Annotated in this window: 17 protein-coding genes; 6 read left to right on the top strand and 11 right to left on the bottom strand. The window is 70.3% G+C overall.

Annotation, left to right across the window (positions count from 1 at the left end):
* Positions 1 to 9: 9 nt before the first annotated feature.
* Complete coding sequence (locus tag HJ588_RS01655) at positions 10 to 1,074, top strand: GNAT family N-acetyltransferase (RefSeq protein WP_343036552.1); 1,065 nt, start codon at positions 10 to 12, stop codon at positions 1,072 to 1,074.
* On the opposite strand, the gene HJ588_RS01650 is transcribed toward HJ588_RS01655, so the two are convergent.
* Positions 1,058 to 1,459, bottom strand: a complete 402-nt coding sequence (locus HJ588_RS01650) for a VOC family protein (RefSeq protein WP_171151339.1) — start codon at positions 1,457 to 1,459, stop codon at positions 1,058 to 1,060. The two genes, HJ588_RS01655 and HJ588_RS01650, sit on opposite strands and share 17 nt — an antisense overlap.
* Before the next feature lie 80 nt (positions 1,460 to 1,539).
* On the opposite strand from HJ588_RS01650, the gene HJ588_RS01645 reads away from it, so the two are divergent.
* A complete protein-coding gene (locus HJ588_RS01645; RefSeq protein ID WP_171151337.1) occupies positions 1,540 to 2,367 on the top strand; it encodes a sigma-70 family RNA polymerase sigma factor in 828 nt (275 codons plus the stop codon).
* Positions 2,368 to 2,654: 287 nt separating this feature from the next.
* On the opposite strand, the gene HJ588_RS01640 is transcribed toward HJ588_RS01645, so the two are convergent.
* From HJ588_RS01640 to HJ588_RS01610, 7 genes are read right to left on the bottom strand one after another with little or no spacing between them, the layout of a single operon-like run.
* Positions 2,655 to 3,824: an acyl-CoA dehydrogenase family protein gene (locus HJ588_RS01640; protein WP_171151336.1), complete on the bottom strand. Its 1,170-nt coding sequence runs from the start codon at positions 3,822 to 3,824 to the stop codon at positions 2,655 to 2,657.
* A gap of 15 nt (positions 3,825 to 3,839) precedes the next feature.
* Entirely contained in the window at positions 3,840 to 5,795 is a 1,956-nt protein-coding gene (locus HJ588_RS01635; RefSeq protein WP_171151334.1) for an acetyl/propionyl/methylcrotonyl-CoA carboxylase subunit alpha, read from the bottom strand.
* Positions 5,796 to 5,850: 55 nt separating this feature from the next.
* A complete protein-coding gene (locus tag HJ588_RS01630; RefSeq protein ID WP_171151332.1) occupies positions 5,851 to 7,449 on the bottom strand; it encodes an acyl-CoA carboxylase subunit beta in 1,599 nt (532 codons plus the stop codon).
* Positions 7,446 to 8,606, bottom strand: coding sequence for an acyl-CoA dehydrogenase family protein (locus HJ588_RS19875; RefSeq protein WP_171151330.1), 1,161 nt, complete (start codon positions 8,604 to 8,606; stop codon positions 7,446 to 7,448). The genes HJ588_RS01630 and HJ588_RS19875 overlap by 4 nt, the downstream gene beginning before the upstream one ends.
* The gene (locus HJ588_RS01620) at positions 8,603 to 10,315 is read right to left on the bottom strand and encodes an acyclic terpene utilization AtuA family protein (protein WP_171151328.1); all 1,713 of its coding nucleotides are present in this window, start codon (positions 10,313 to 10,315) and stop codon (positions 8,603 to 8,605) included. The genes HJ588_RS19875 and HJ588_RS01620 overlap by 4 nt, the downstream gene beginning before the upstream one ends.
* Positions 10,312 to 11,142 (bottom strand): TIGR03084 family metal-binding protein, encoded by an 831-nt coding sequence (locus HJ588_RS01615; protein ID WP_171151326.1) that lies wholly within the window; start codon positions 11,140 to 11,142, stop codon positions 10,312 to 10,314. The genes HJ588_RS01620 and HJ588_RS01615 overlap by 4 nt, the downstream gene beginning before the upstream one ends.
* The gene (locus HJ588_RS01610) at positions 11,142 to 11,774 is read right to left on the bottom strand and encodes a TetR/AcrR family transcriptional regulator (protein WP_343036551.1); all 633 of its coding nucleotides are present in this window, start codon (positions 11,772 to 11,774) and stop codon (positions 11,142 to 11,144) included. Before HJ588_RS01610 ends, HJ588_RS01615 begins: the two co-directional genes overlap by 1 nt.
* Positions 11,775 to 11,890: 116 nt before the next feature.
* Here HJ588_RS01610 and HJ588_RS01605 point away from each other — a divergent pair, with 116 nt between their 5' ends.
* Positions 11,891 to 13,483, top strand: coding sequence for a class I adenylate-forming enzyme family protein (locus HJ588_RS01605; protein WP_171151324.1), 1,593 nt, complete (start codon positions 11,891 to 11,893; stop codon positions 13,481 to 13,483).
* 33 nt (positions 13,484 to 13,516) lie between these two features.
* The gene (locus tag HJ588_RS01600; protein ID WP_171151322.1) at positions 13,517 to 14,266 is read left to right on the top strand and encodes a sugar isomerase domain-containing protein; all 750 of its coding nucleotides are present in this window, start codon (positions 13,517 to 13,519) and stop codon (positions 14,264 to 14,266) included.
* A gap of 65 nt (positions 14,267 to 14,331) precedes the next feature.
* On the opposite strand, the gene HJ588_RS01595 is transcribed toward HJ588_RS01600, so the two are convergent.
* The 3 genes from HJ588_RS01595 to HJ588_RS01585 all read right to left on the bottom strand — a co-directional run bounded on the left by HJ588_RS01595 (position 14,332) and on the right by HJ588_RS01585 (position 17,767).
* Positions 14,332 to 15,369 (bottom strand): DUF6801 domain-containing protein, encoded by a 1,038-nt coding sequence (locus HJ588_RS01595; RefSeq protein WP_171150725.1) that lies wholly within the window; start codon positions 15,367 to 15,369, stop codon positions 14,332 to 14,334.
* Between the two features lie 174 nt (positions 15,370 to 15,543).
* Positions 15,544 to 16,704 (bottom strand): NADH-quinone oxidoreductase subunit D, encoded by a 1,161-nt coding sequence (locus HJ588_RS01590; protein ID WP_171151320.1) that lies wholly within the window; start codon positions 16,702 to 16,704, stop codon positions 15,544 to 15,546.
* Between the two features lie 100 nt (positions 16,705 to 16,804).
* The gene (locus HJ588_RS01585) at positions 16,805 to 17,767 is read right to left on the bottom strand and encodes an EamA family transporter (RefSeq protein WP_171151319.1); all 963 of its coding nucleotides are present in this window, start codon (positions 17,765 to 17,767) and stop codon (positions 16,805 to 16,807) included.
* 87 nt (positions 17,768 to 17,854) lie between these two features.
* Between HJ588_RS01585 and HJ588_RS01580 the strand changes: the two genes are divergently transcribed.
* Together HJ588_RS01580 and HJ588_RS01575 are read left to right on the top strand one after the other, a co-directional pair.
* Positions 17,855 to 18,394, top strand: a complete 540-nt coding sequence (locus HJ588_RS01580; RefSeq protein ID WP_171151317.1) for a CGNR zinc finger domain-containing protein — start codon at positions 17,855 to 17,857, stop codon at positions 18,392 to 18,394.
* Between the two features lie 21 nt (positions 18,395 to 18,415).
* Positions 18,416 to 19,402 carry a DUF8017 domain-containing protein gene (locus HJ588_RS01575; protein ID WP_171151315.1) on the top strand — a complete coding sequence of 329 codons (987 nt, stop codon included), beginning with the start codon at positions 18,416 to 18,418 and terminating at the stop codon, positions 19,400 to 19,402.
* The last annotated feature ends 34 nt before the right edge of the window (positions 19,403 to 19,436 follow it).

Here is a 19,436-nt window from a genome sequence, read left to right as displayed (position 1 = left end):
CTGTATGCCGTGACTTCCGCACAGCTGACCATGCCCGAGGTGCCGACCGGTTGGAGCGCGAGTGTGCCCGACCTGCCGGACGTGCCCGAGATCGCCGCGCTGCTCGCCGCCCATCAACGGGCCGCGCACGGCTCCAGCTCGGTCGACCCGGAGATGGTCGAGTCCAACGTCGCCGGCACCGGGTCGTGGACCCGGCGGGAAGTCATCGTGCGCGACCCGGACGGCGCCCTCGCGGCGTGGGGGCTGGTGCACGACCGCGCAGCCGGACGCACCGTCGTCGAGGTCACCGTCCGGCCCGACGAGGAGCACGCCGACGAGGTCGCCAAGGCGTTGTTCGACTGGGCGGCGGACGTCGCCCGCACCATCACCCACGCGCGCGGCCTGACCGAAACTCAGCTGGACTCAGGGGCTTACGCCGCCGACGACCGGCAGCGGCGGTGGCTCGCCGACGCCGGCTATTCGCAGGCGCGCACCTGGCTGCAGATGTCCCGGCCGGTGACCCCGGCGGACGCCGACCTGCCCGGTCCGCGCGCCGGCGTCACCGTGCGCCGGGTTGCCACCCACGAGGACGGCACCCCGGTCGCGGCCGACCTGCAGGCGGTGCACCTGGTGCTGGAGGAGTCCTTCGCCGACCACTTCAACTCCTATCGGGAGAGCTTCCCGGAGTTCATGCAGCGGCTGCGGGAGGACCCCGGGCACCGGTGGGCGCTCTGGTGGCTGGCCGAGGTCGAGGACGAGGCCGGCGAGCCTGCCCCCGGTGGGGCCGTCGTCGGGACGGTGCTGCCGCCGGACGACTCCGGCGCCTACGGCAGCTACATCGACTACATCGGCGTGCACCGTCGCTCGCGAGGCCGGGGCGTCGCAAAAGCGCTGCTGCACACCGTGATTCGCGACGCGCTCGAGCACGATCGCAACCGCGTCGGCCTCGAGGTCGACGCCGACTCGCCGACCGGTGCCGACGGGTTGTACTCCTCCATGGGGTGGGTCACGTCATACAAGACCGAGTCGTGGCACCGCGACCTGCGCTGGTCCGCCAGCCGTCGCTCGGCGGCCACGCTCAGCCGGCGTCGCTGAGCAGCCCGATGCGCCCGCCCGACGGGTCGGTCACGACCGCGACCCGGCGTGTACCGCCGACGCTCTTCGGCTCCTCGACGACCTCGCCGCCGGCCGCGGTGATCTGCTCGATCGTGCCGTCGAGGTCATCGACGTGCAGGTATGCCGTGACCTCACCGTCTCCCGGCACGAGTCCAATGTGCTGGGTCGGCGATTCGTTCCTCATCGCCGACCCAGCATCTGTGTCTGACTGCCGTCCTTCGGCCGGACGTTGCTGCCCGTCGACGTCATACCCGACGTAGTAGTCCGAGTCGGCGGACGGCGCCGTGCCGAGCAGTTTGGTGTAGAGCTCGCGCGCGGCGGCGAGATCCTTGGCCGGGATGAGCACGGTCTGGAAACTGGTCATGTCTTCTCCTTGATCGGTCACAATGCGCGCTTCGTGCGCGTCACCCACCTGACGAGCCGAACGATGAAAGTGTGACCACGATGAACGAAATCGACCAGACCGCGGTCTTCCTGGCCGAGCGTCCTCGCCTGGTGCGTATGGCGGAGCGCATCCTCGGCGACCACGCCGAGGCCGAGGACGTCGTCCAGAACGCCTGGCTGCGGCTCGACCGCAACGAAGTCGCGATCGACAACCTGCCCGGCTGGCTGACGACAGTCACCACCCGGCTCTGCCTGGACCGGCTCCGGTCGCGAACTCCGTTGCCGGAGGCCGAGATCGAGCCGGACGACACCGTGCCCGACCCGGCCGACGAGGTCGCGCTCGCCGACACTGTCGGCATCGCACTGCAGGTGGTGCTCGACCGGCTCACGCCGGCCGAGCGGGTGGCGTTCGTGCTGCACGACACGTTCGGCGTCGAGTTCGGGACGATCGCGCAGATCCTGGACAGCTCGCCGGCGGCTGCTCGCAAACTCGCGTCCCGGGCGCGGGCGAAGGTCGCCCTGCCCGCCGCCGGCTCGCCGGCCTCGGACGCCGACATCGTCGACGCGTTCCTCGCCGCCGCGCGAGGCGGCGACTTCGCCCGACTGATGGAGCTCCTCGCGCCCGACGCGGTCATCGCCGGCGACGAGCTGGCGGTCGCGCTCGGCACCCCCGCCCGCATCGCCGGCGCGAAGGACGTCGCGACGATGTTCAACGGCGCCGCTCAGACGGCCTTCCCGGTGTATGTCGAAGGTCGACCCGGCGCGGCGTGGCTGCACCGCGGCGAGTTCAAGGTCGCCTTCGACTTCACCATCGCGGGCGGCCGGGTGCGGCGCATCGACTTCCGCGCCGACCCCGAGGTGCTCGCGACGGTGGAGCGTCGGAAGTAGGGGAGTGGCGGCGGCGCGTGCACAAGTCGCGACGGTTGCGGTCTGTGCACGCGAAGGGGCGCTGGGGCGTGCACAAGTCGCGACGGTTGCGCCGTACGCACGCGGAATGGGCTGGGGGCGTGCACAAGTCGCGACGGTTGCGGGCTGTGCACGCGAAACCCGGCTGGGGCGTGCAGAAGTCGCGACGGTTGCGGGGTGTGCACGCGAAACCGGCCGGCGGCGTGCACAAGTCGCGACAGTCGCGGGCTACGCACGCCGCCGGCGCCCACACCGCGCCCGCCGCGGGCTCAGTACGACTTCGGCAACCCCAGGCTGAACTGCGCGACGAAGTTGAGCGCCATCTCCCGGCTCACGGGCGCGATGCGGGTCAGCCGGGAGGCGCCGACCATGTGCACCAGGCCGTACTCCTCGGCCAGACCGTTGCCGCCGTGCACCTGGACCGCGCGATCGACGGTGGTGCACGCCGCTTCTGCCGCAGCGTATTTCGCCATGTTCGCCGACTCACCAGCGAGCAGGTATTCGCCGGCTTCGTAGAGCGCGGCCGCACGCTGGGTCATCAGCCGCGCCATGTTGATCTCGACGTAGGATTGCGCGAGCGGATGTGCGACGGCCTGGTGCTGCCCGATCGGCACCCCCCACACCTCGCGCTCCTTGGCGTATGCCGTGGCCTTCTCCAGCGCGCGCCGCGCCATGCCGGTCGCCGACGACGCAGCCATGATGCGCTCCGGGTTGAGCCCGGCGAAGAGCTGGTCGATGCCGGCGTCCTCGCTGCCGACGAGCGCGTCATACGGCAGCTTGACGTTGTCGATGTGCACCACGAACTGCTTCTCCGGGCCGACGATGCCCATCTCGATCTGGTTGTAGGAGAAGCCTTCCACGCCGGTCGGCACCACGAAGAGCGCCGGTCGCAGCTTGCCGGTCTTGGCGCTCTCCACCCGGCCGACGACGAGCACGTCGCTGACCTCGTCGACCCCGGAGATGTAGACCTTGCCGCCGTTGAGGGTCCAGCCGTCGTCGGTGCGGGTGGCCGTCGTGGTGATGTTGTGCGAGTTGGACCCGGCGTCCGGCTCGGTGATCGCGAAGGCCATCTTGCGGGTGCCGTCGGCGAAACCGGGCAGCCACCGCTGCTTCTGCTCGTCCGTCCCGTATGACGCGATGATGGTCCCGCAGATGGCCGGCGAGACGACCATGAGCAGCAGCGGGCAACCAGCGGCGGAGAGTTCCTCGCAGACCGCGGCCAGGTCGCCGATGCCGCCGCCACCGCCGCCATACTCCTCGGGCACGGCGACGCCGAGGAAGCCCTGCTTGCCGGCGTCGGCCCACAGCTCGTCGGTCTTCTTGCCGGCGCGGGCCTGCTCCAGCCAGTAGTCCTCGCCGTACTTGCTGGCGAAGGCGGCGACCGACTTGCGCAGCGCCTGCCGCTCCTCGGTCTCGGTGAACGGAATCTGATCGGTCATGCGGGTCTCCAATGATTATTCGGCAGAGTCGTTTTCGTCGATGACGGCGAGGACGGCGCCGGCGGTCACCTGGGTGCCGACACTGACCGGGAGCTCGCTCACCACGCCGTCGGCGGGAGCGGTGATCGAGTGCTGCATCTTCATCGCCTCGAGCACGAGCAGGGGTGCGCCGGCGGTGACGGAGTCGCCGACGGCCGCGCTGACCGCCGTGACAACGCCCGGCATCGGTGCGAGCAGCGAGCCGCTGGCGACCGCCTCCTGCGGATCCACGAAGCGTGGCTCCAGCGTGAGGTCGATGGCACCGTGCGGACCGTCGACGAAGGTCACGTCCTCCGCACGGTCGACGCGGTATGCCGACACGACCTCGCCGGACCGCAACCGCACGCCGTCGGCGTCGACCTGCTCGGCGGCGAGCGTCTGGTCGGCTGGCGTGAGCCGGCCTCCCACGCTGCGGTAGGCGACCGTGACCTCGTCGTCCCCGTGCAGGTAGGTGCGGGTCTGGTCTTGGGAGGGGACGTTGCGCCAGGCGGCCGGAATCCGTTGCTGCACAGGCCGGCTGCGCTGGGCGGCCGTCGCGTCGGCGAGAGCGGCCGCGGTGACCGCCTGAGTCGTGTCCGGTGCCCCGGCAGCCTCGATCCATTGCTCGATGCGTTCGTCGAGCAGCGAGGTGTGCACGCGCCCGGCGACGAACTCCTCGTCAGTCATAATCGATCGCAGCACCGCGGCGTTGGTCAGCACACCGTGCACCCGACCGCGCCGCAGCGCATCGGAGAGCATCCGGGTGGCCGCCTCGCGGGTCGGGCCCCAGACGATCACCTTGGCGAGCATCGGGTCGTAGTGGATGCTGACCGTCGACCCACTCTCGACGGCCGAGTCGAGGCGCAGTCCGGGGCGGTCGAGCTTGGCGAACTCCGCTATCGCTGCTGGGAATTCGAAGGACTCGACGACGCCGGTCTGTGGAGCCCAGCCGTGTGCCGGGTCCTCGGCGTAGAGCCGGACCTCGATCGCGTGGCCGTTCGGGGTGAAGTCTCGCTCGGGCAGCGCGCCGCCCTCGGCGACGGTCAGCTGCCCGGCCACCAGGTCGGTGCCGGTGACGCACTCGGTCACCGGGTGCTCCACCTGCAGGCGGGTGTTCATCTCCAGGAAGTAGACCGAGTCGCCCTGCACCAGGAACTCCACGGTGCCGGCGCCGACGTAGTCGACCGCGGCGACCGCCTTGCGGGCGGCGTCGAACAACCGATCACGCACGCTCTCAGAGAGATTGGGCGCCGGTGCCTCCTCGACGACCTTCTGGTGGCGCCGCTGGATCGAGCAGTCGCGCTCGCCGACGACCCAGCAGGTGCCGTGCTCGTCGGCGAGCACCTGCACCTCGACGTGACGCGCGGTGGGCAGATAGGGCTCGACGAAGACCGTGTCGTCGCCGAATGCCGACTTCGCTTCGTCGCGTGCCGCTTCCAGCTCGCCGGCGAGCCGGTCGCGGGACTGCACCACCCGCATGCCGCGGCCACCGCCGCCGAAGGCCGCCTTCACCAGCAGGGGGAACGCGTCGTCGGCGACGTTGTCGACGTCGACGTCGAGGGTGGGCACGCCGCCGGCGCGCATCAGCGACTTCGCCTCGATCTTGGAACCCATCGACGCGATGGTCTCCGGGCGGGGACCGACCCAGGTCACCCCTGCGTCGATCACCTGGCCGGCGAATTCGGCGTTCTCGGAAAGGAACCCGTAGCCGGGGTGAATGGCGTCGGCGCCCGACGACTTCGCCGCGGCGACGATCAGGTCACCGCGCAGGTAGGTGTCGGACGGGGCGTCACCCGGCAGCCGCACGGCGTAATCTGCCTCCCGCACGAAGGGCGCGTCGGCGTCGGCGTCCGAGTGGACGGCGACGGTCTCGATGCCGAGCTGGCGGCAGGTGGCGAACACGCGGCGGGCGATCTCGCCGCGGTTGGCAACGAGCAGTCGTCGAATCGTCATTGTGGGACCCCTGGAAGCTGCCGGGTGATGGAGAAGCGAGGACTCTTCGGGGTAATCACAGCCGGAACACTCCGAATCCCTCGGCGCCACGGGTGGCGGTCGTGTTGATCGCGGACAGGCAGATGCCGAGCACGGTGCGGGTGTCCCGCGGGTCGATGACGCCGTCGTCATACAACATCCCCGAGATGACGTATGACGTGGACTCCGCCTCGATCTGCTTCTCGACCAGCTCGCGCATCTGGGCGTCGGCGTCCTCGTCGAACGGCACGCCCTTCTTCTCGGCGGACGCGCGGGAGACGATGGAGATGACGCCGGCGAGTTGCGCGGCGCCCATCACGGCCGACTTCGCGTTGACCCAGCTGAACATGAAACGTGGGTCGTAGGCGCGGCCGCTCATGCCGTAATTGCCTGCGCCGTATGACGATCCGATGACCACGCTGAGGTGTGGGACGGTCGAGTTGGAGACCGCGTTGATCATCTGGGCGCCGTGTTTGATGATGCCGCGCTGCTCGTATTCCTTGCCGACCATGTAGCCGGTGGTGTTGTGCAGGAAGAGGAGCGGGGTGTCGATCTGGTTGGCGAGCTGGATGAACTGCGCCGCCTTCTGTGCTTCCTCGCTGAAGAGCACACCCTGGGCGTTGGCGAGGATGCCGATCGGGTGGCCGTGCAGGTTGGCCCAGCCGGTGACCAGGCTCGACCCGTAGAGCGGCTTGAACTCGTCGAAGTCGGACCCGTCGACGATCCGGCCGATGACCTCGCGCGGGTCGAACGGCTCCTTCGGGTCCGAAGGCACCAGACCGAGCAGGTCCTCGGCGTCGAGCACCGGGTCGGCGTAGTCGGGGACGGGCACCAGGCCCTGCTTGCGCCAGTTGAGCCGGCGGATGATCGACCGGCCGATCCGGATCGCATCCTGCTCGTCGGCCGCCAGGTAGTCGGCCAGGCCGGACTGCCGGGCGTGCATCTCGGCGCCGCCGAGCGACTCGTCGTCGGAGTCCTCACCGGTGGCCATCTTGACCAGGGGCGGTCCGGCGAGGAACACCTTGGCGCCCCCCTTGACCATGACCGTGTAGTCGCTCATGCCGGGGATGTAGGCACCGCCGGCGGTCGAGTTGCCGAAAACCAAGGAAACAGTGGGCCGTCGGGCCGCGCTTGCCCGAGTCAGGTTGCGGAAGCCCGCGCCGCCCGGGATGAAGATCTCCTTCTGCGTCGGCAGGTCTGCACCCCCGGACTCGACCAGGTTGATCGTCGGCAGGTTGTTCTCCGCGGCGATCTGCGCGGCACGCCCGGACTTCTTCAGCGTCGACGGGTTGGATGCGCCGCCGCGCGAGGTCGGGTCGTTCGCGACGATCATGCACTCGGTGCCCTCGACCACCCCGATGCCGGTGACGACGTTGCCGCCGACCGGGAAGTCGCTGCCCCACGCGGCGAGCGTGGAGAGCTCGAGGAATGCGCTGTCCCGGTCGAGCAGGAGCTCGATCCGCTCGCGGGCGAGCAGCTTGCCGCGCTTGCGGTGCCGCTCGACATACTTCTCGCCGCCGCCGACGAGAGCCTTGGCGTGCTGCTCGCCGAGGTCGGCGACGCGCTCGAGCATTGCCTCCCGGTTTGCTTGGTACGCAGGGGAATTAGGGTCGATCGTCGACCGTATGACGGTCACCGTTTGCCTCCTGAGCTGTAACCGAGCAGCTTGGCCGCCAGGTCGTCGAGAATCTCGTTGGTGCCACCGCCGATGCCGAGGATGCGGGAGTCGCGGTAGTGCCGCTCGACCTCCGACTCGCGCAGGTAACCGGCGCCCCCGAAGATCTGCACCGCCTCGTCGACGACGTAGTCGCACGCCTCGACGGCGGAGTTCTTGGCGAGGCAGGCGTCTGCGATGGGTTCCTCACCGGCCGCGGCACGCTCGATCACCGAGCGGGTGAGCGCCCGCGCCTCGGCGACCCGGCGGTGCATCCTCACCAGCTTGTGCCGGATGGCCTGCCGGTCGATGATCGGCCGGCCGAAGGTCTCGCGCGTGCGGGCGTAGTCGGTGGCCAGGTCGAGCGCGCGTTGCGCGACGGCATACCCGTGCACTGCGAGATTGATGCGTTCGTTGACGAACTGCCGCATGACAGCGACGAATCCGTCGCCTTCGCCGCCGACCAGCTGGGTCGCCGGCACCGGGGTGTTGTCGAAGGTGAGCTCGGCGGTGTCGGAGCAGTGCCAGCCCATCTTGCGCAGCGGCTGGGAGACCGAGAAGCCGGGCAGTCCCTTGTCGATCACCAGCAGGCTCAGCCCGTCGTGGCCGTCGCCGCCGGTGCGCACGAGGGTGGTGACGAAGTCGGAGCGAACACCGCTGGTGATGAACATCTTCGAGCCGGTGACCAGGTAGTGGTCACCGTCGCGCACGGCACGGGTGCGCACGGCCGCGACGTCGGAGCCACCACCGGGCTCGGTGACCCCGAGGGAGCCGATGAGCTCGCCGGCCAGGGTGGGACGCGCGTAGCGGTCGATGAGGTCGGTGTTGCCGGATGCGACGATGTGCGGGATGGCGATGCCGTGCGTGAAGAGGCAGGCGATCAGCCCACTGGACCCGCCGGCCTGGATGATCGCCTCGGCGACGATCGAGACGTCGATGATGTCACCGCCGGAGCCGCCGACTTCTTCTGCGAAACCGACTCCGAGATAACCGGATTCGGCCATGGTGCGATGCAGCTCGCGCGGTATGGCGCCGTCGTCCTCCCACTGCGACAGGTGCGGTGCGATGTGCTTGGTGGTGAAGCGAGTCACCGCGTCGCGCAGGGCGACGCGTTCGGGGGTGAGCCAGACGTCGGTCACAGGGCGATCCCTTCGGGGACGTCGACGACCCGTGCGCGCAGCCACTCGCCGAGTGCCTTGGCCTGGGGGTCGAAACGGGTGGACGCGGCGACTCCTTCGCCGAGGAGTCCGTGGATGACGATGTTGACCCCGCGCAGGTTGGGCAGCGGCCACACGTCGATCGGCAGCTCGGCCGCCTCGGGCAGCAGCCACCGAATCGCCTCGGGGGTCAGGAGATTGGCCAGCCACGCATAGGCGCGCTCGGGGTCGGGGCTGCTCTGCGGGATCCACACGCCGACGTTGGCGTCGCCGCCCTTGTCGCCGCTGCGGGCATAGGCGACCGCGCCGAGGGGGAGACGGTCGGTCGGGCCGTCCGGTGCGGTCGGGAGGGCCGCGGGGTGGTCCTGGGATGTCGGCGTCATCCGGGGTGGGACCGGGATGTCGACTGTGTCACCGTCGATGACGACCTGGTGGGTCACCGACTCCTGCGGCACGTAGTCGGGGCGGTAGACGCCGAACGGCGTCGCCTTCGCCGGCGGTGCGGTCGTGGTGAACCCGGGGTATGACGCGAGTGCCAGCTCGACGGCTGCCCCACTGAAAGCCCGGCCGACCGGCTCCTCGCGCTTGTCGCGCACCTGGCAGCGCAGCAATGCCGTTGCGGCCCATTGCGATTGCGGGTCCGGAGTGTCGGCGCGGTCGAGTCGCCATACGACCTCTGCGGGCGGGTCGGCCGCCAGCGCTGCGGTCAGCTGGGACCGGATCAGTTCGGCCTTGTGCTCGATCTGCAACCCGGTCAGCACGAAGTCGGCGGAGTTGCGGAAGCCGCCGAGCCGATTGAGCGCGACCTTGGTGGTCTCGGGCGGGGCGCTGCCGCGCACTCCGGAGATGCGCACGCGGTCCTTGCTCTCCTGGTCGAGCTGCACGGTGTCGAGGTGGGCGACGACGTCGGGGTTCAGATAGCTCGGGCCGCCGATCTCGTAGACCAGTTGTGCCGTCACGGTGTCGACGGTGACCGCACCGCCGGTGCCGACGTGCTTGGTGATGATGCTGCTGCCGTCTGCGGCGATCTCCGCGATCGGGAAGCCGGGATGCGCCAGGTCGCCGACCGTGTCGAAGCCGGCGAAGTTGCCGCCGGTCGCCTGCGCGCCGCACTCGATGACGTGTCCGGCGACAAGTGCGCCGGCGAGCTGGTCGAAATCTTCGCGGCCCCAATTGAATTCGGCGATCGCCGGACCCATGGTGACCGACGCGTCGGTCACTCGACCGGTCACCACGATGTCGGCACCCCGTCGGAGAGCCTCGGCGATGCCGAAGGCGCCGAGATAGGCGTTGGCGGTCAGGGCGTCGCCGAAGCCGAACTCCGCAGCCCGCGCGCGGAGGTCGTCGCCCTCGACGTGGGCGACGGTGATGTCGATGCCCGTGTCGGCAGCGAGCGCGCGCACGGCGTCCGCCAGGCCGGCCGGGTTGAGACCGCCGGCATTGCTGACGATCCGCACGCCCTGCGCCTTGGCGAGCGACAGGCAGTCGGCGAGCTGGCGCAGGAAGGTCTTGGCGTAGCCGGTGGACGCGTCCTTCAGCTGGTCGCGGCCGAGGATGAGCATCGTCAGCTCGGCCAGGTAGTCGCCGGTGACGACGTCGACCGGTCCGCCCTCGAGCTGCTCGCGCATGGCGGACAGCCGGTCGCCGTAGAAGCCGGACGCGTTGGCGATCCGGAGCACCTTGTCACTCATGCCTGTGCCTCGACTCTGCCGTCGCCCGCCGTGCGGCGCACGGGGTCGTCGCCGGGAGGCCCGGCGAAGGCCTGCACGATGCCGAGCCACTCCGTGGCCGCAGCGCCCTCGGCGACCAGCGTCGTGTCGTCCGGATGCAGGCGGCGCACGGCGACGCGCGCGAAATCCCAGGCGGGCCCGGTGATCCGGTCACTCGCACCCGCGTCGCCCCATGTCCAGGTCTCGCCGCTGGGCGCGACGAGCTCGACATACACCGGCGTCTCGGGGGCAGGCAGGCCGCGCACGCTGTGCACGAAACCGCGCGTGGCGACGCCGAGGTGGCAGACGTGCCGGATGCGGTCGGTCGGCTCGGGCTCGGCACCGAGCGCCGCGGCGACGTCGAGCCCGTGCGCCCAGGTCTCCATGATGCGTGCGGTGGCCATCGACGTCGCCTTCATCGGGGGCCCGAACCACGGGATGCGGGTGTCGGCAGGGGTCGCCCGAAGCGCGGCGGCGAGTGCCTCGCGGCTCGCGTCCCATCGGGCCAGCAGCTCGTCGGCGGGGAGTGCGGCCAGCTCGTCGGCACCGTCGTCGACGAAGGTCTCCGGTGACTTCGCGGCGGCTTCGAGCGCGGCGTTCCAGTCGTGTGGTGCATCGACGCCATCCACGACGGAAGCGACTGCGCTGGTTGCCATTTCGTCGGTCCAGGTCAGGTGGGCGATCTGGTGCGCGACATCCCACCCCGCTGCCGGAGTGGGGGTGTGCAGAGTCGCCGACGACGCGCCGGCCACCCGGTCACGCACCGCGGCGGACTCGGCCCGCAGATCGTCCAGCAAGGTGTCGAGCATCAGCCTGTCTTTCCGGTAGGAGCGGCCGGTCGGGCGTTGGCGTCGATCAGTTCGGCCCACTCGGTGAGGATGCGACCCCGGCGGCGACTGTCGTCGCTCAGCGTGTTGGCCAGGCCGAAGCCGCGCATCATGTCGAGCGTGCCCTGCACCAGCGCCCGCGTCGGCGGGTGCGTGTCGTCGACACCGAGCAGCTCGACGGCGAGCCGGTGTTCTTCGCGACCCCACCGGCGCTCCATCGGCTGCACGATCTCGAGCAGCTCGGCATCGGTGCGCGCGGCGACCCACAGCTCCAGCGACGCGACGAAGATCGCCGAGGTGAAGTGGTCGGCGAGCAGGCCCAGCGTCTTTCGGGTGCTGTGGCCGCGGCCGTTGATGGCTTCGTCATGCCGGCGCTGGAGGTCGCCGTTGAGCTGATCGGCCAGGTGCTGCACGGAGGCGACCACGAGCTCTCGCTTGGAGGGGAAGTGGTGCAGTTGCGCGCCCCGGGACACACCGGCCCGTTCGGACACCAGCGTCGTCGTGGTCCCCGCCCATCCGCGCTCGACCAGGCAGTCGATCGTGGCCTGCATCAGCCGCGCCCGCATGACGCGGGTGCGCTCGGGCTGCGGCGTGCGCTGAGCGGGAACGGTCACCCGGCCAGCATGTCCGACGAACATAAAAACAGTCAAGGTTGTTTGTATCTTGATTTCGATGGCGCCCCGGACGACGATGTGTGCATCACGTCACACTCCGCGGAAGTGAGCCAGCCATGCCCGAAGCGATGCGTCCCGACCTGTCCGGCGTCGACCCGCTGACCGTCAATCTCACCCACCGGGTGTGCATCGGCGATCTGCCCACCCGCGCCTCGATCACGTATGGCGAGCGCCCCGCACTGATCGACGACGACACGACCGTCAGTTACGTCGAGCTGGAGCGACTCGCCAACTCGGTCGCGCGCGGGCTGCAGGAGGCGGGCCTGACGCGAGGGGACCGGCTCGCCATACAGCTGCAGAACCGGTGGCAGAACGTCGTGACCTTCCTCGCCTGCACGAAGCTCGGCGTGATCGCTCTCCCGCTCAACCTGGCGCTCGCGCCGACCGACATCGCCTATCAGCTGTCCGACAGCGGGTCGGTGGCGCTGGTCACCGAGGACGCGCTACTGCCGGCGGCCGAGGCCGCGCTGCGTGGGGCCGACCACGAGGTGCGCCAGGTGTGGGTCGTCGGCACTGCGCCGGAGGCCGTCGGCGGCGTGCCGGCGACCGGCTGGGCGCCGCTCGCCGCGGGCGACGGCAGCCGCTTCGAGAGCATCGTCGAGGACCGCGACATCGTGCACTGCCTCTACACCTCGGGCACCACCTCACTGCCCAAGGGCGTGCTCACCAGCCATGTCGCAGTGCAACTCTCGGCGCTCAGTGCGGCAGTCGCACTCGGACTGCGGCCCGACGTCGACCCCGGCGCGACGCCGCTGGTGCTGCCGCTCTTCCACGTGACCGCACTCGACGCGCTGCTGCTGCCCGCACTGCTCGCCGGCAGCACGGTGATCCTGCACCGCGGATTCGACCCCGCCGCGGTCGCCGCCGACTTCGGCAGGCATGCGATCACCCACCTGACGATGCTGCCCGCGATGTGGGCAGCCCTGCTGGCGCAACCGGCGCTCGCCGAGGGCGACACCGACAGCCTGGTCACCGGGCTCTACGCGATGGCGCCGATGCCCGCGCCGCTGCTCGCCGCGCTCCGCGAGCGCTTCCCGAACGCCGCGATCATCCTCGGCTCCGGGCAGACCGAGACCACGCCGGCCTCCCAGGTGCAGTGGTCCGGTCATCAGGGGGTCAAGGACGACTCGTGGGGTCCGGCGGTCGCCGCGACCGAGGTGCAGATCATGGGGCCGCACGGCGACCTGTTGCCCCGTGGCGAAGAAGGCGAAATCGTCTATCGCACACCGCAATTGATGGAGGGTTACTGGCACAACGCCGACGCCAACACCGAGGCTTTCGCGCACGGCTGGTTCCACGGGGGCGACATCGGTTACCTCGACGAGGACGGTGTCGTGTGGTTCACCGACCGCGCCAAGGACATCGTCAAGACCGGCGGGGAAAACGTCTCCTCGGTGGAGGTCGAGCGCGTCGTGCTCGGCCACGAGTCGGTCGCCGAGTGTGCGGTCGTCGGACGGCCGGACGAGCGCTGGGGGGAGGCGGTCACGGCATACGTCGTGCCGGCCGACGGTGCGACCATCGACCCCGACGCCCTCCGCGAACACTGCAAGGAGCGGCTCGCCGGCTTCAAGGTGCCGAAGGCGTTCGAGCAGGTCGAGGCGCTGCCCAAGACCGCGACCGGCAAGATCCGCAAGGTCGAGTTGCGCTGATCGCTGCCGGCGGTGCTCGGTAGCCTCGGCACCATGATCGAGCACGCGGGCAACCTGCTGACCGAGGTGACCAGCCGCCTGGACCGGATCGAACGACTCGCGCAGGAGGGCGGTCTGGACGAGGCGGTCGGCCTGCTCGCTCGCTGCGTCGCGGCCGGCGGCATCATCCAGACGTTCGGCACCGGGCACTCCGAGGCGTTCGCGATGGAGCTCGCCGGACGGGCCGGCGGCCTCATCCCGACCAACAAGATCGCGCTGCGCGATCTCGTGCTGCGCGGCGGCGCGGATCGATCAATGCTCGGCGACGGGCTGCTGGAACGCGACCCCGACATCGCGGCCAAGCTCTGGTCGCTGGTGCCCGCGTCGCCGCAGGATGTCGTTGTCATTGCGTCGAATTCGGGCGTCAACGGCTCGATCGTCGGCTTCGCACTCGCCGCCAAGGAGGCCGGTCATCCGGTGATCGCGGTGACGAGCCTGCAACACACCGCGGCCGTCGAGCCGAAGCACCCGAGCGGCAAACGCCTGAGCGAGATCGCCGACGTGGTGATCGACAACCTCGCGCCATACGGCGACACCACCCTCGAGGTCCAGGGGTATGGCGTGGGCGCCGTGTCGTCGATCACCGCCGCCTACATCGCCCAGTTGCTCACGCTCGGGGTGGTCGAGGAGCTGGCGCGCTCCGGTGAGCCGCCGGTCTACATCTCCGCGAATGTGCCCGGCGGTCACGAACGCAACCAGGGGCTCGAGGCGGCCTACGGCGACCGGCTGCTGCGCGGCGCCTGAATCTCGTTCTTGCACAGCGCAAAAGCCCCCGACGCCTGTGCGTCGGGGGCTTTTGCGCTGTGGTCCTACTTGCGGCGGCTGCCCAGTCGGCGACGCGCGCCGTAGGCGAGCACGCCGACACCCGCGGCGGCAACACCCGCACCCGCGATGAGCGAGGTGTTGGCGTTGGTGCCGTCGGAGCCACCGTCGGTGATGATCGGCGGGCCGGTCGTGGTGTCGGGGCCGGTCGCAGTCTCGGTGCCGGTCGCCGTGGTCGTCCCGGTGCCGGTCGCCGTCGTCGTACCCGTGCCGGTGCCGGTCGGCGTCGTGGTGCCGGTGCCCGTCGGGGTGGTCGTGCCGGTGCCGGTCGGCGTCGTGGTGCCGGTGCCGGTCGGGGTGGTGGTCGGCTTGGTGGTGGTGGGGGTGCTCGTCGGCGTGGTCGTCGGCGAGGTGGTCTGCGCGGGCAGCACGGTCAGCGTGCCGACCACGTCGGAGCCCTGCGCGGAGCAGTCGAGGAAGACGTCCGAGGTGCTGCCGTCGGCCTTGGTGACGACGGTCTGGGCGGTGAAGCCCGGCGCCGAGATGACCAGCTCACCGGAGGTCTTGGCCGACAGGCCCGACGCGGAACCGGTCGCGGTGGTGACGATCTGCGAGTCCTTCGCCGTCGGCACCGGGGTGCTCGGGATGTTCAGCTTGCCGGTGATGGTCTGCTTCTCGGTGCCGTTGACCACGCCGATGACGGTCGCGGTGCTGGTGCCGGCGATGCTCTTGCCCTGCAGCAGCTCGCGCGTCGCGTTGGACAGGCCGGCGGGGATCGACACCTTCGCCGCGATGCTCGTGCTGTAGGACTGGCCGGCGTAGATCGCGTCGGGGGCGGTCGCGCTGATCGAGACCGGGAACGGAGCCTGGTTGTCAGCACCTGCCCCTGGAGCGCCGGGCTTGTACCACACCTGGTACGGCGAAGGGCCGGTGCCGAGGTAGGCGTTGCAGCCGAAGCTCATGTCCTTGTTGATCTCGGCGGCGTGTGCGCTGGGCGCAGAGGCGAGGGCGAACGCGCCCGCGCTGAGGGTGACGGCGCCGGCAGCGGCGCAGGTGGCCGCGAGGCGGCGGGTGAATGCAGGCACGGAAGAACCCTCCCTGGGAAGTTACTTGGCGGTAGTTACTCCACCGTAAAAAGCGGGAGTGGTCAAGGTCACACGGCAAATTGGTCGATAAATAAATCGCTAGGACCGCTGCTCATCGAGTCGTTTGTCAAGTGACTTGCCAGAGATTTTACGTGTCGATCTCTGCCTGTCCGCCTACTTGTCGACGTCGCCGACCACGAAGAACATCGAGCCGAGGATCGCCACCATGTCGGCGAGCAGGGTCCCCGGCAGCAGGTGGCTCAGCACCTGCACGTTGTTGAACGACGCCGACCGCAGCTTCAGCCGCCAGGGCGTCTTGTCGCCGCGGGAGACCAGGTAGTAGCCGTTGAAGCCGAGCGGGTTCTCGGTCGCCAGGTAGTCCGCGCCCTCCGGCACCTTGAGCACCTTGGGCAGCTTGACGTTCACCGGTCCCGGTCCGAGCGACTCGATCCGCTCCAGGCACGCCTCAGCTAGGTCGAGGGAGACGTGCACCTGTTCCAGCAGCACCTCCAGGCGGGCGAGGCAGTCGCCGGCCTCCCGGGTCACGACGCGGCCCGGTCCCCCAGGCGCGAAGAGCTCGCCGTAGGCGAGGTAGGGCTGGTCGCGACGCAGGTCGACGTCGACTCCGGACGCCCGGGCGATGGGGCCCGAAACGCCATACGCAGTAATGGTTTCGGGGTCGAGTATGCCGACGCCGCGCGTCCGTGCCTGCAGGATCTCGTTGCCGACCAGCATGTGCTCCAGGTCCGGCAGCCGGCGGCGCACGGCGTCGATCGCCTCCTGCGCGCGACCGGTCCAGCCCATCGGCAGGTCGTCGCGCAGACCGCCGATGCGCCCGAACATGTAGTGCATCCGGCCCCCGGCGACCTCCTCCATAACCGCCTGGAGCTCCTCGCGCTCGCGGAAGGCGTAGAAGATCGGCGTGATCGCGCCGAGCTCGAGCGGGTAGGAGCCGAGGAACATCAGGTGGTTGAGCACCCGGTTGAGCTCGGCCAGCAGGGTGCGGGTCCAGGTGGCGCGCTCGGGCACGTCCATGCCGAGCATGCGCTCGACGATCAGCGCGGCACCGATCTCGCTGCTGAAGGCCGACAGCCAGTCGTGCCGGTTGGCCAGCACCAGGATCTGCCGGTAGTCGCGCACCTCGAAGAGCTTCTCGGCGCCGCGGTGCATGTAGCCGACGATCGGCTCGGCGATCTTGATGCGCTCGCCGTCGAGGGTGATCCGCAGCCGCAGCACCCCGTGGGTGGCCGGGTGCTGCGGGCCGATGTTGAGCACCATGTCGGCGGTCGCGAGGCCGCCCGCACCGACTCCGACGGTGAGCTCGCGTTCAGGCATGCGGGTCAGTCTGCCAAAGCGGCGCCGGTATGCCGGGCAGCCGCCACCGCTCGGGATGCCGCCCGGCCGAAGGAGGGCCGCGGACGGCCGGTCGGCGCCGTCAGTGGCCGCGCAACTCGCCGAGCCGCACCAACGCCACCCCGCCGACGATCAGCACGCCGCCCGCCAGCTGGATCGGCAGCGGCAGCTGGCCGAGCAGCAGCCAGGCGAAGATCACCGAGAAGAGCACCTCGGACAGCGCGATGAAGGAGGCGATGGTGCGGCCGAGCCGGCGCGCCGCGATGACCCCGGAGAAGTAGGCGAGCGCGGTGGCGATGACACCGAGCGCGATCAGCGGCACCCAGAAGGGCAGCTGCCGCCCGGCAAACTGCGTCGCAGCTGCCGTGGCGTGCATCGGCAGCAGGCCGGCCGCTCCGAGGGCGCCCAGCGCGAGCGCGCCCACCGCCATACCGCTGCCGGCGAGGGCCATCGGCGGCAGGTCGTCGTCGGCTCGTCCTGCGATGACGAAGTAGCAGGCGGAGCAGACGGCCGCGCCGAGGCCCCACAGCACACCGGCGGTCGAGAGGCGGGCGTCGCCGAAGACGTCGAGCACGAGGGCCAGCCCGGCGAGACACACCACCGTGCCGGCGAGCGTCGCCGCGGCGGGCCGGCGACGGGTCCACAACCACGCACCGAGCACGAGCAGCACCGGCGAGAGATACTCCAGCATGAGTGCCACGCCGACCGAAAGTCGTTCCACCGCATAGAAATAGGCGAGTTGGCAGCCGGCGACGCCGGTCAGTCCGTAGAGGCAGATCGGCAGCGCCCGCGCGCGCAGCAACCGCCACCGGCCGCGCAGTGCGACGACGGTCGGAATCGCCAGCACCAGCGCGGCGATCGCGATGCGGGCGGTCACCGCCGCCCCGGGGGACCAGCCCGCGTCGATCAGGGCCTTGGCGCAGCTGCCCGAGCTGCCGAACGCGGCTGCGGAGGCGAGCGCGACGCCGACGGTGCCCGGTCCGAACTCGTGGGTGGGGCGCTCGTCGACCGCGAAGACCTCGGCATCGGACACGACCGTCGACATGCACACCTCCCGGGATGTAATGAGTAAAATGCGTCATGACGTATGACGATGCCGTCATCCTAGAAGCGGCATCCGACAGGAGTCAACGTGCTTTTTGGTTATGACACCGAGTTGTCGCTGGCCGCCGCCGCGGCGCTCGTCAACACCGCCGGCGAGCGGCCCGACCCGCTCGACGACGAGGCGTCGTTCCGCGACTTCGTCACCCGGTGGCAGTGGTCGGGTCCGGTGCGCTTCGACGCGGCCGAACGCGACGGGGTGCGGGCGATCCGGCCGGCCCTGCGCGAGCTGTGGTCCGGCGACGAGGCGGAGATCGTCGCCCGGGTCAACACGATGCTGCGCGAGCACGCCGCGCTGCCGCAGCTGGTGCGGCACGACGAGTGGGACTGGCATCTGCACGCCACCCCGGTCGAGGCACCGCTCGCGTCGCGGTGGGTGCTCGACGCAGCGATGGCGATGGTCGACCTGGTGCGGGCCGGCGAGCTCAGCCGGATGCGCACCTGCGCCGCCGACGACTGCGACAACGTGCTGGTGGACCTGTCCAAGAACCGCTCCCGGCGCTATTGCGACGCGGGCTGCGGCAACCGGGCGAACGTCGCGGCATACCGCGCTCGCCGGGCGAAACGCTGACTGACAGGTAGCCTGCTGCCCGTGAGCAACCAAGGGGGCGGCCCGCAGGGGCCACCGGAGCAGCCCGGCGGGCAACCGCATCAGTCGGGAGGGCAGCCGTGGAACACCGGCGGCCAGCCGACCGGACCGAACACCGGCCCGACGATGCCCAATCCGCAGGAGTCCTATTACAGCCGCTACTCCGCGCAGTCGGGTGAGGGCATCGACGTCCCGAAGCCGGGCGGCGGCCCCGGCGGCACGGGCAGTCGCGGCAAGACCCTGATCGCGCTCGCGGTCGTGCTCGCCGTGGTCGTCGCCGCCGTCGCGGTCTTCGCGCTGACCCGGGGCAACGACTCGTCGCAGACCGCCGGCTCATCGACGGGCGGCCGGACCCCCGACCGGGCGCCGGTGACCGCGACGACCTGGACCAATCCCACGCAGGCGGCCGGCGGGCGAGCGCTGCAAGCGGGATGGCAGTCGATGTCCGGCAGCACCTTCGTGAGCGGCCAGTACGACGTGCCGACCGCGGGCTGGACGCTCGGGGAGCCGGGCGACATCCGCGGCTACGCGGACAGCAACGGCAAACCGCTGATCACCGCTCGCGCCCCGTCCGGGTATGCCGAGGGTTTCTGCGCCGCGGACAAGAAGTCGGACTCGGCGTGGGTCGGGCTGGTCAAGATCGGCAAGCGGGACCCCTCCGACGCGGGACCGGACGTCACGCAGAGGTTCGCCGACGCGATCGCGCTGAAGAAGGACGGCACGAAGGCGCCCATGGGCAAGCTGTCGGCCGCCAAGCAGATCAAGGTCAACCAGGGCGCGCTGCCCGCACTCGAATACACCGTGACCATCCAGGTCGGCGACCCGGACAAGTGCGACAAGCCGGGCGCGCAGTACGAAGTGCGCACCGCCACCTACTCCGCGAGTGGCGAGTCGGCGATGCTCGTCGTCATACGCCGTCTCGGGGTGGCCAAGGAGCTGCCCGCCGCGGACGCCGACAAGATCATTGGAACCCTTCGGCCGCAGAGCTGATCTGAGGTAGCGGGCGCGCAGCCACAGGGCCACA

This window comes from Flexivirga aerilata (genome assembly GCF_013002715.1).
Classification (GTDB): domain Bacteria; phylum Actinomycetota; class Actinomycetes; order Actinomycetales; family Dermatophilaceae; genus Flexivirga; species Flexivirga aerilata.
The sequence above is the reverse complement of the archived record's forward strand: the minus strand, read 5'-3'. Positions and strand labels throughout refer to the sequence as shown.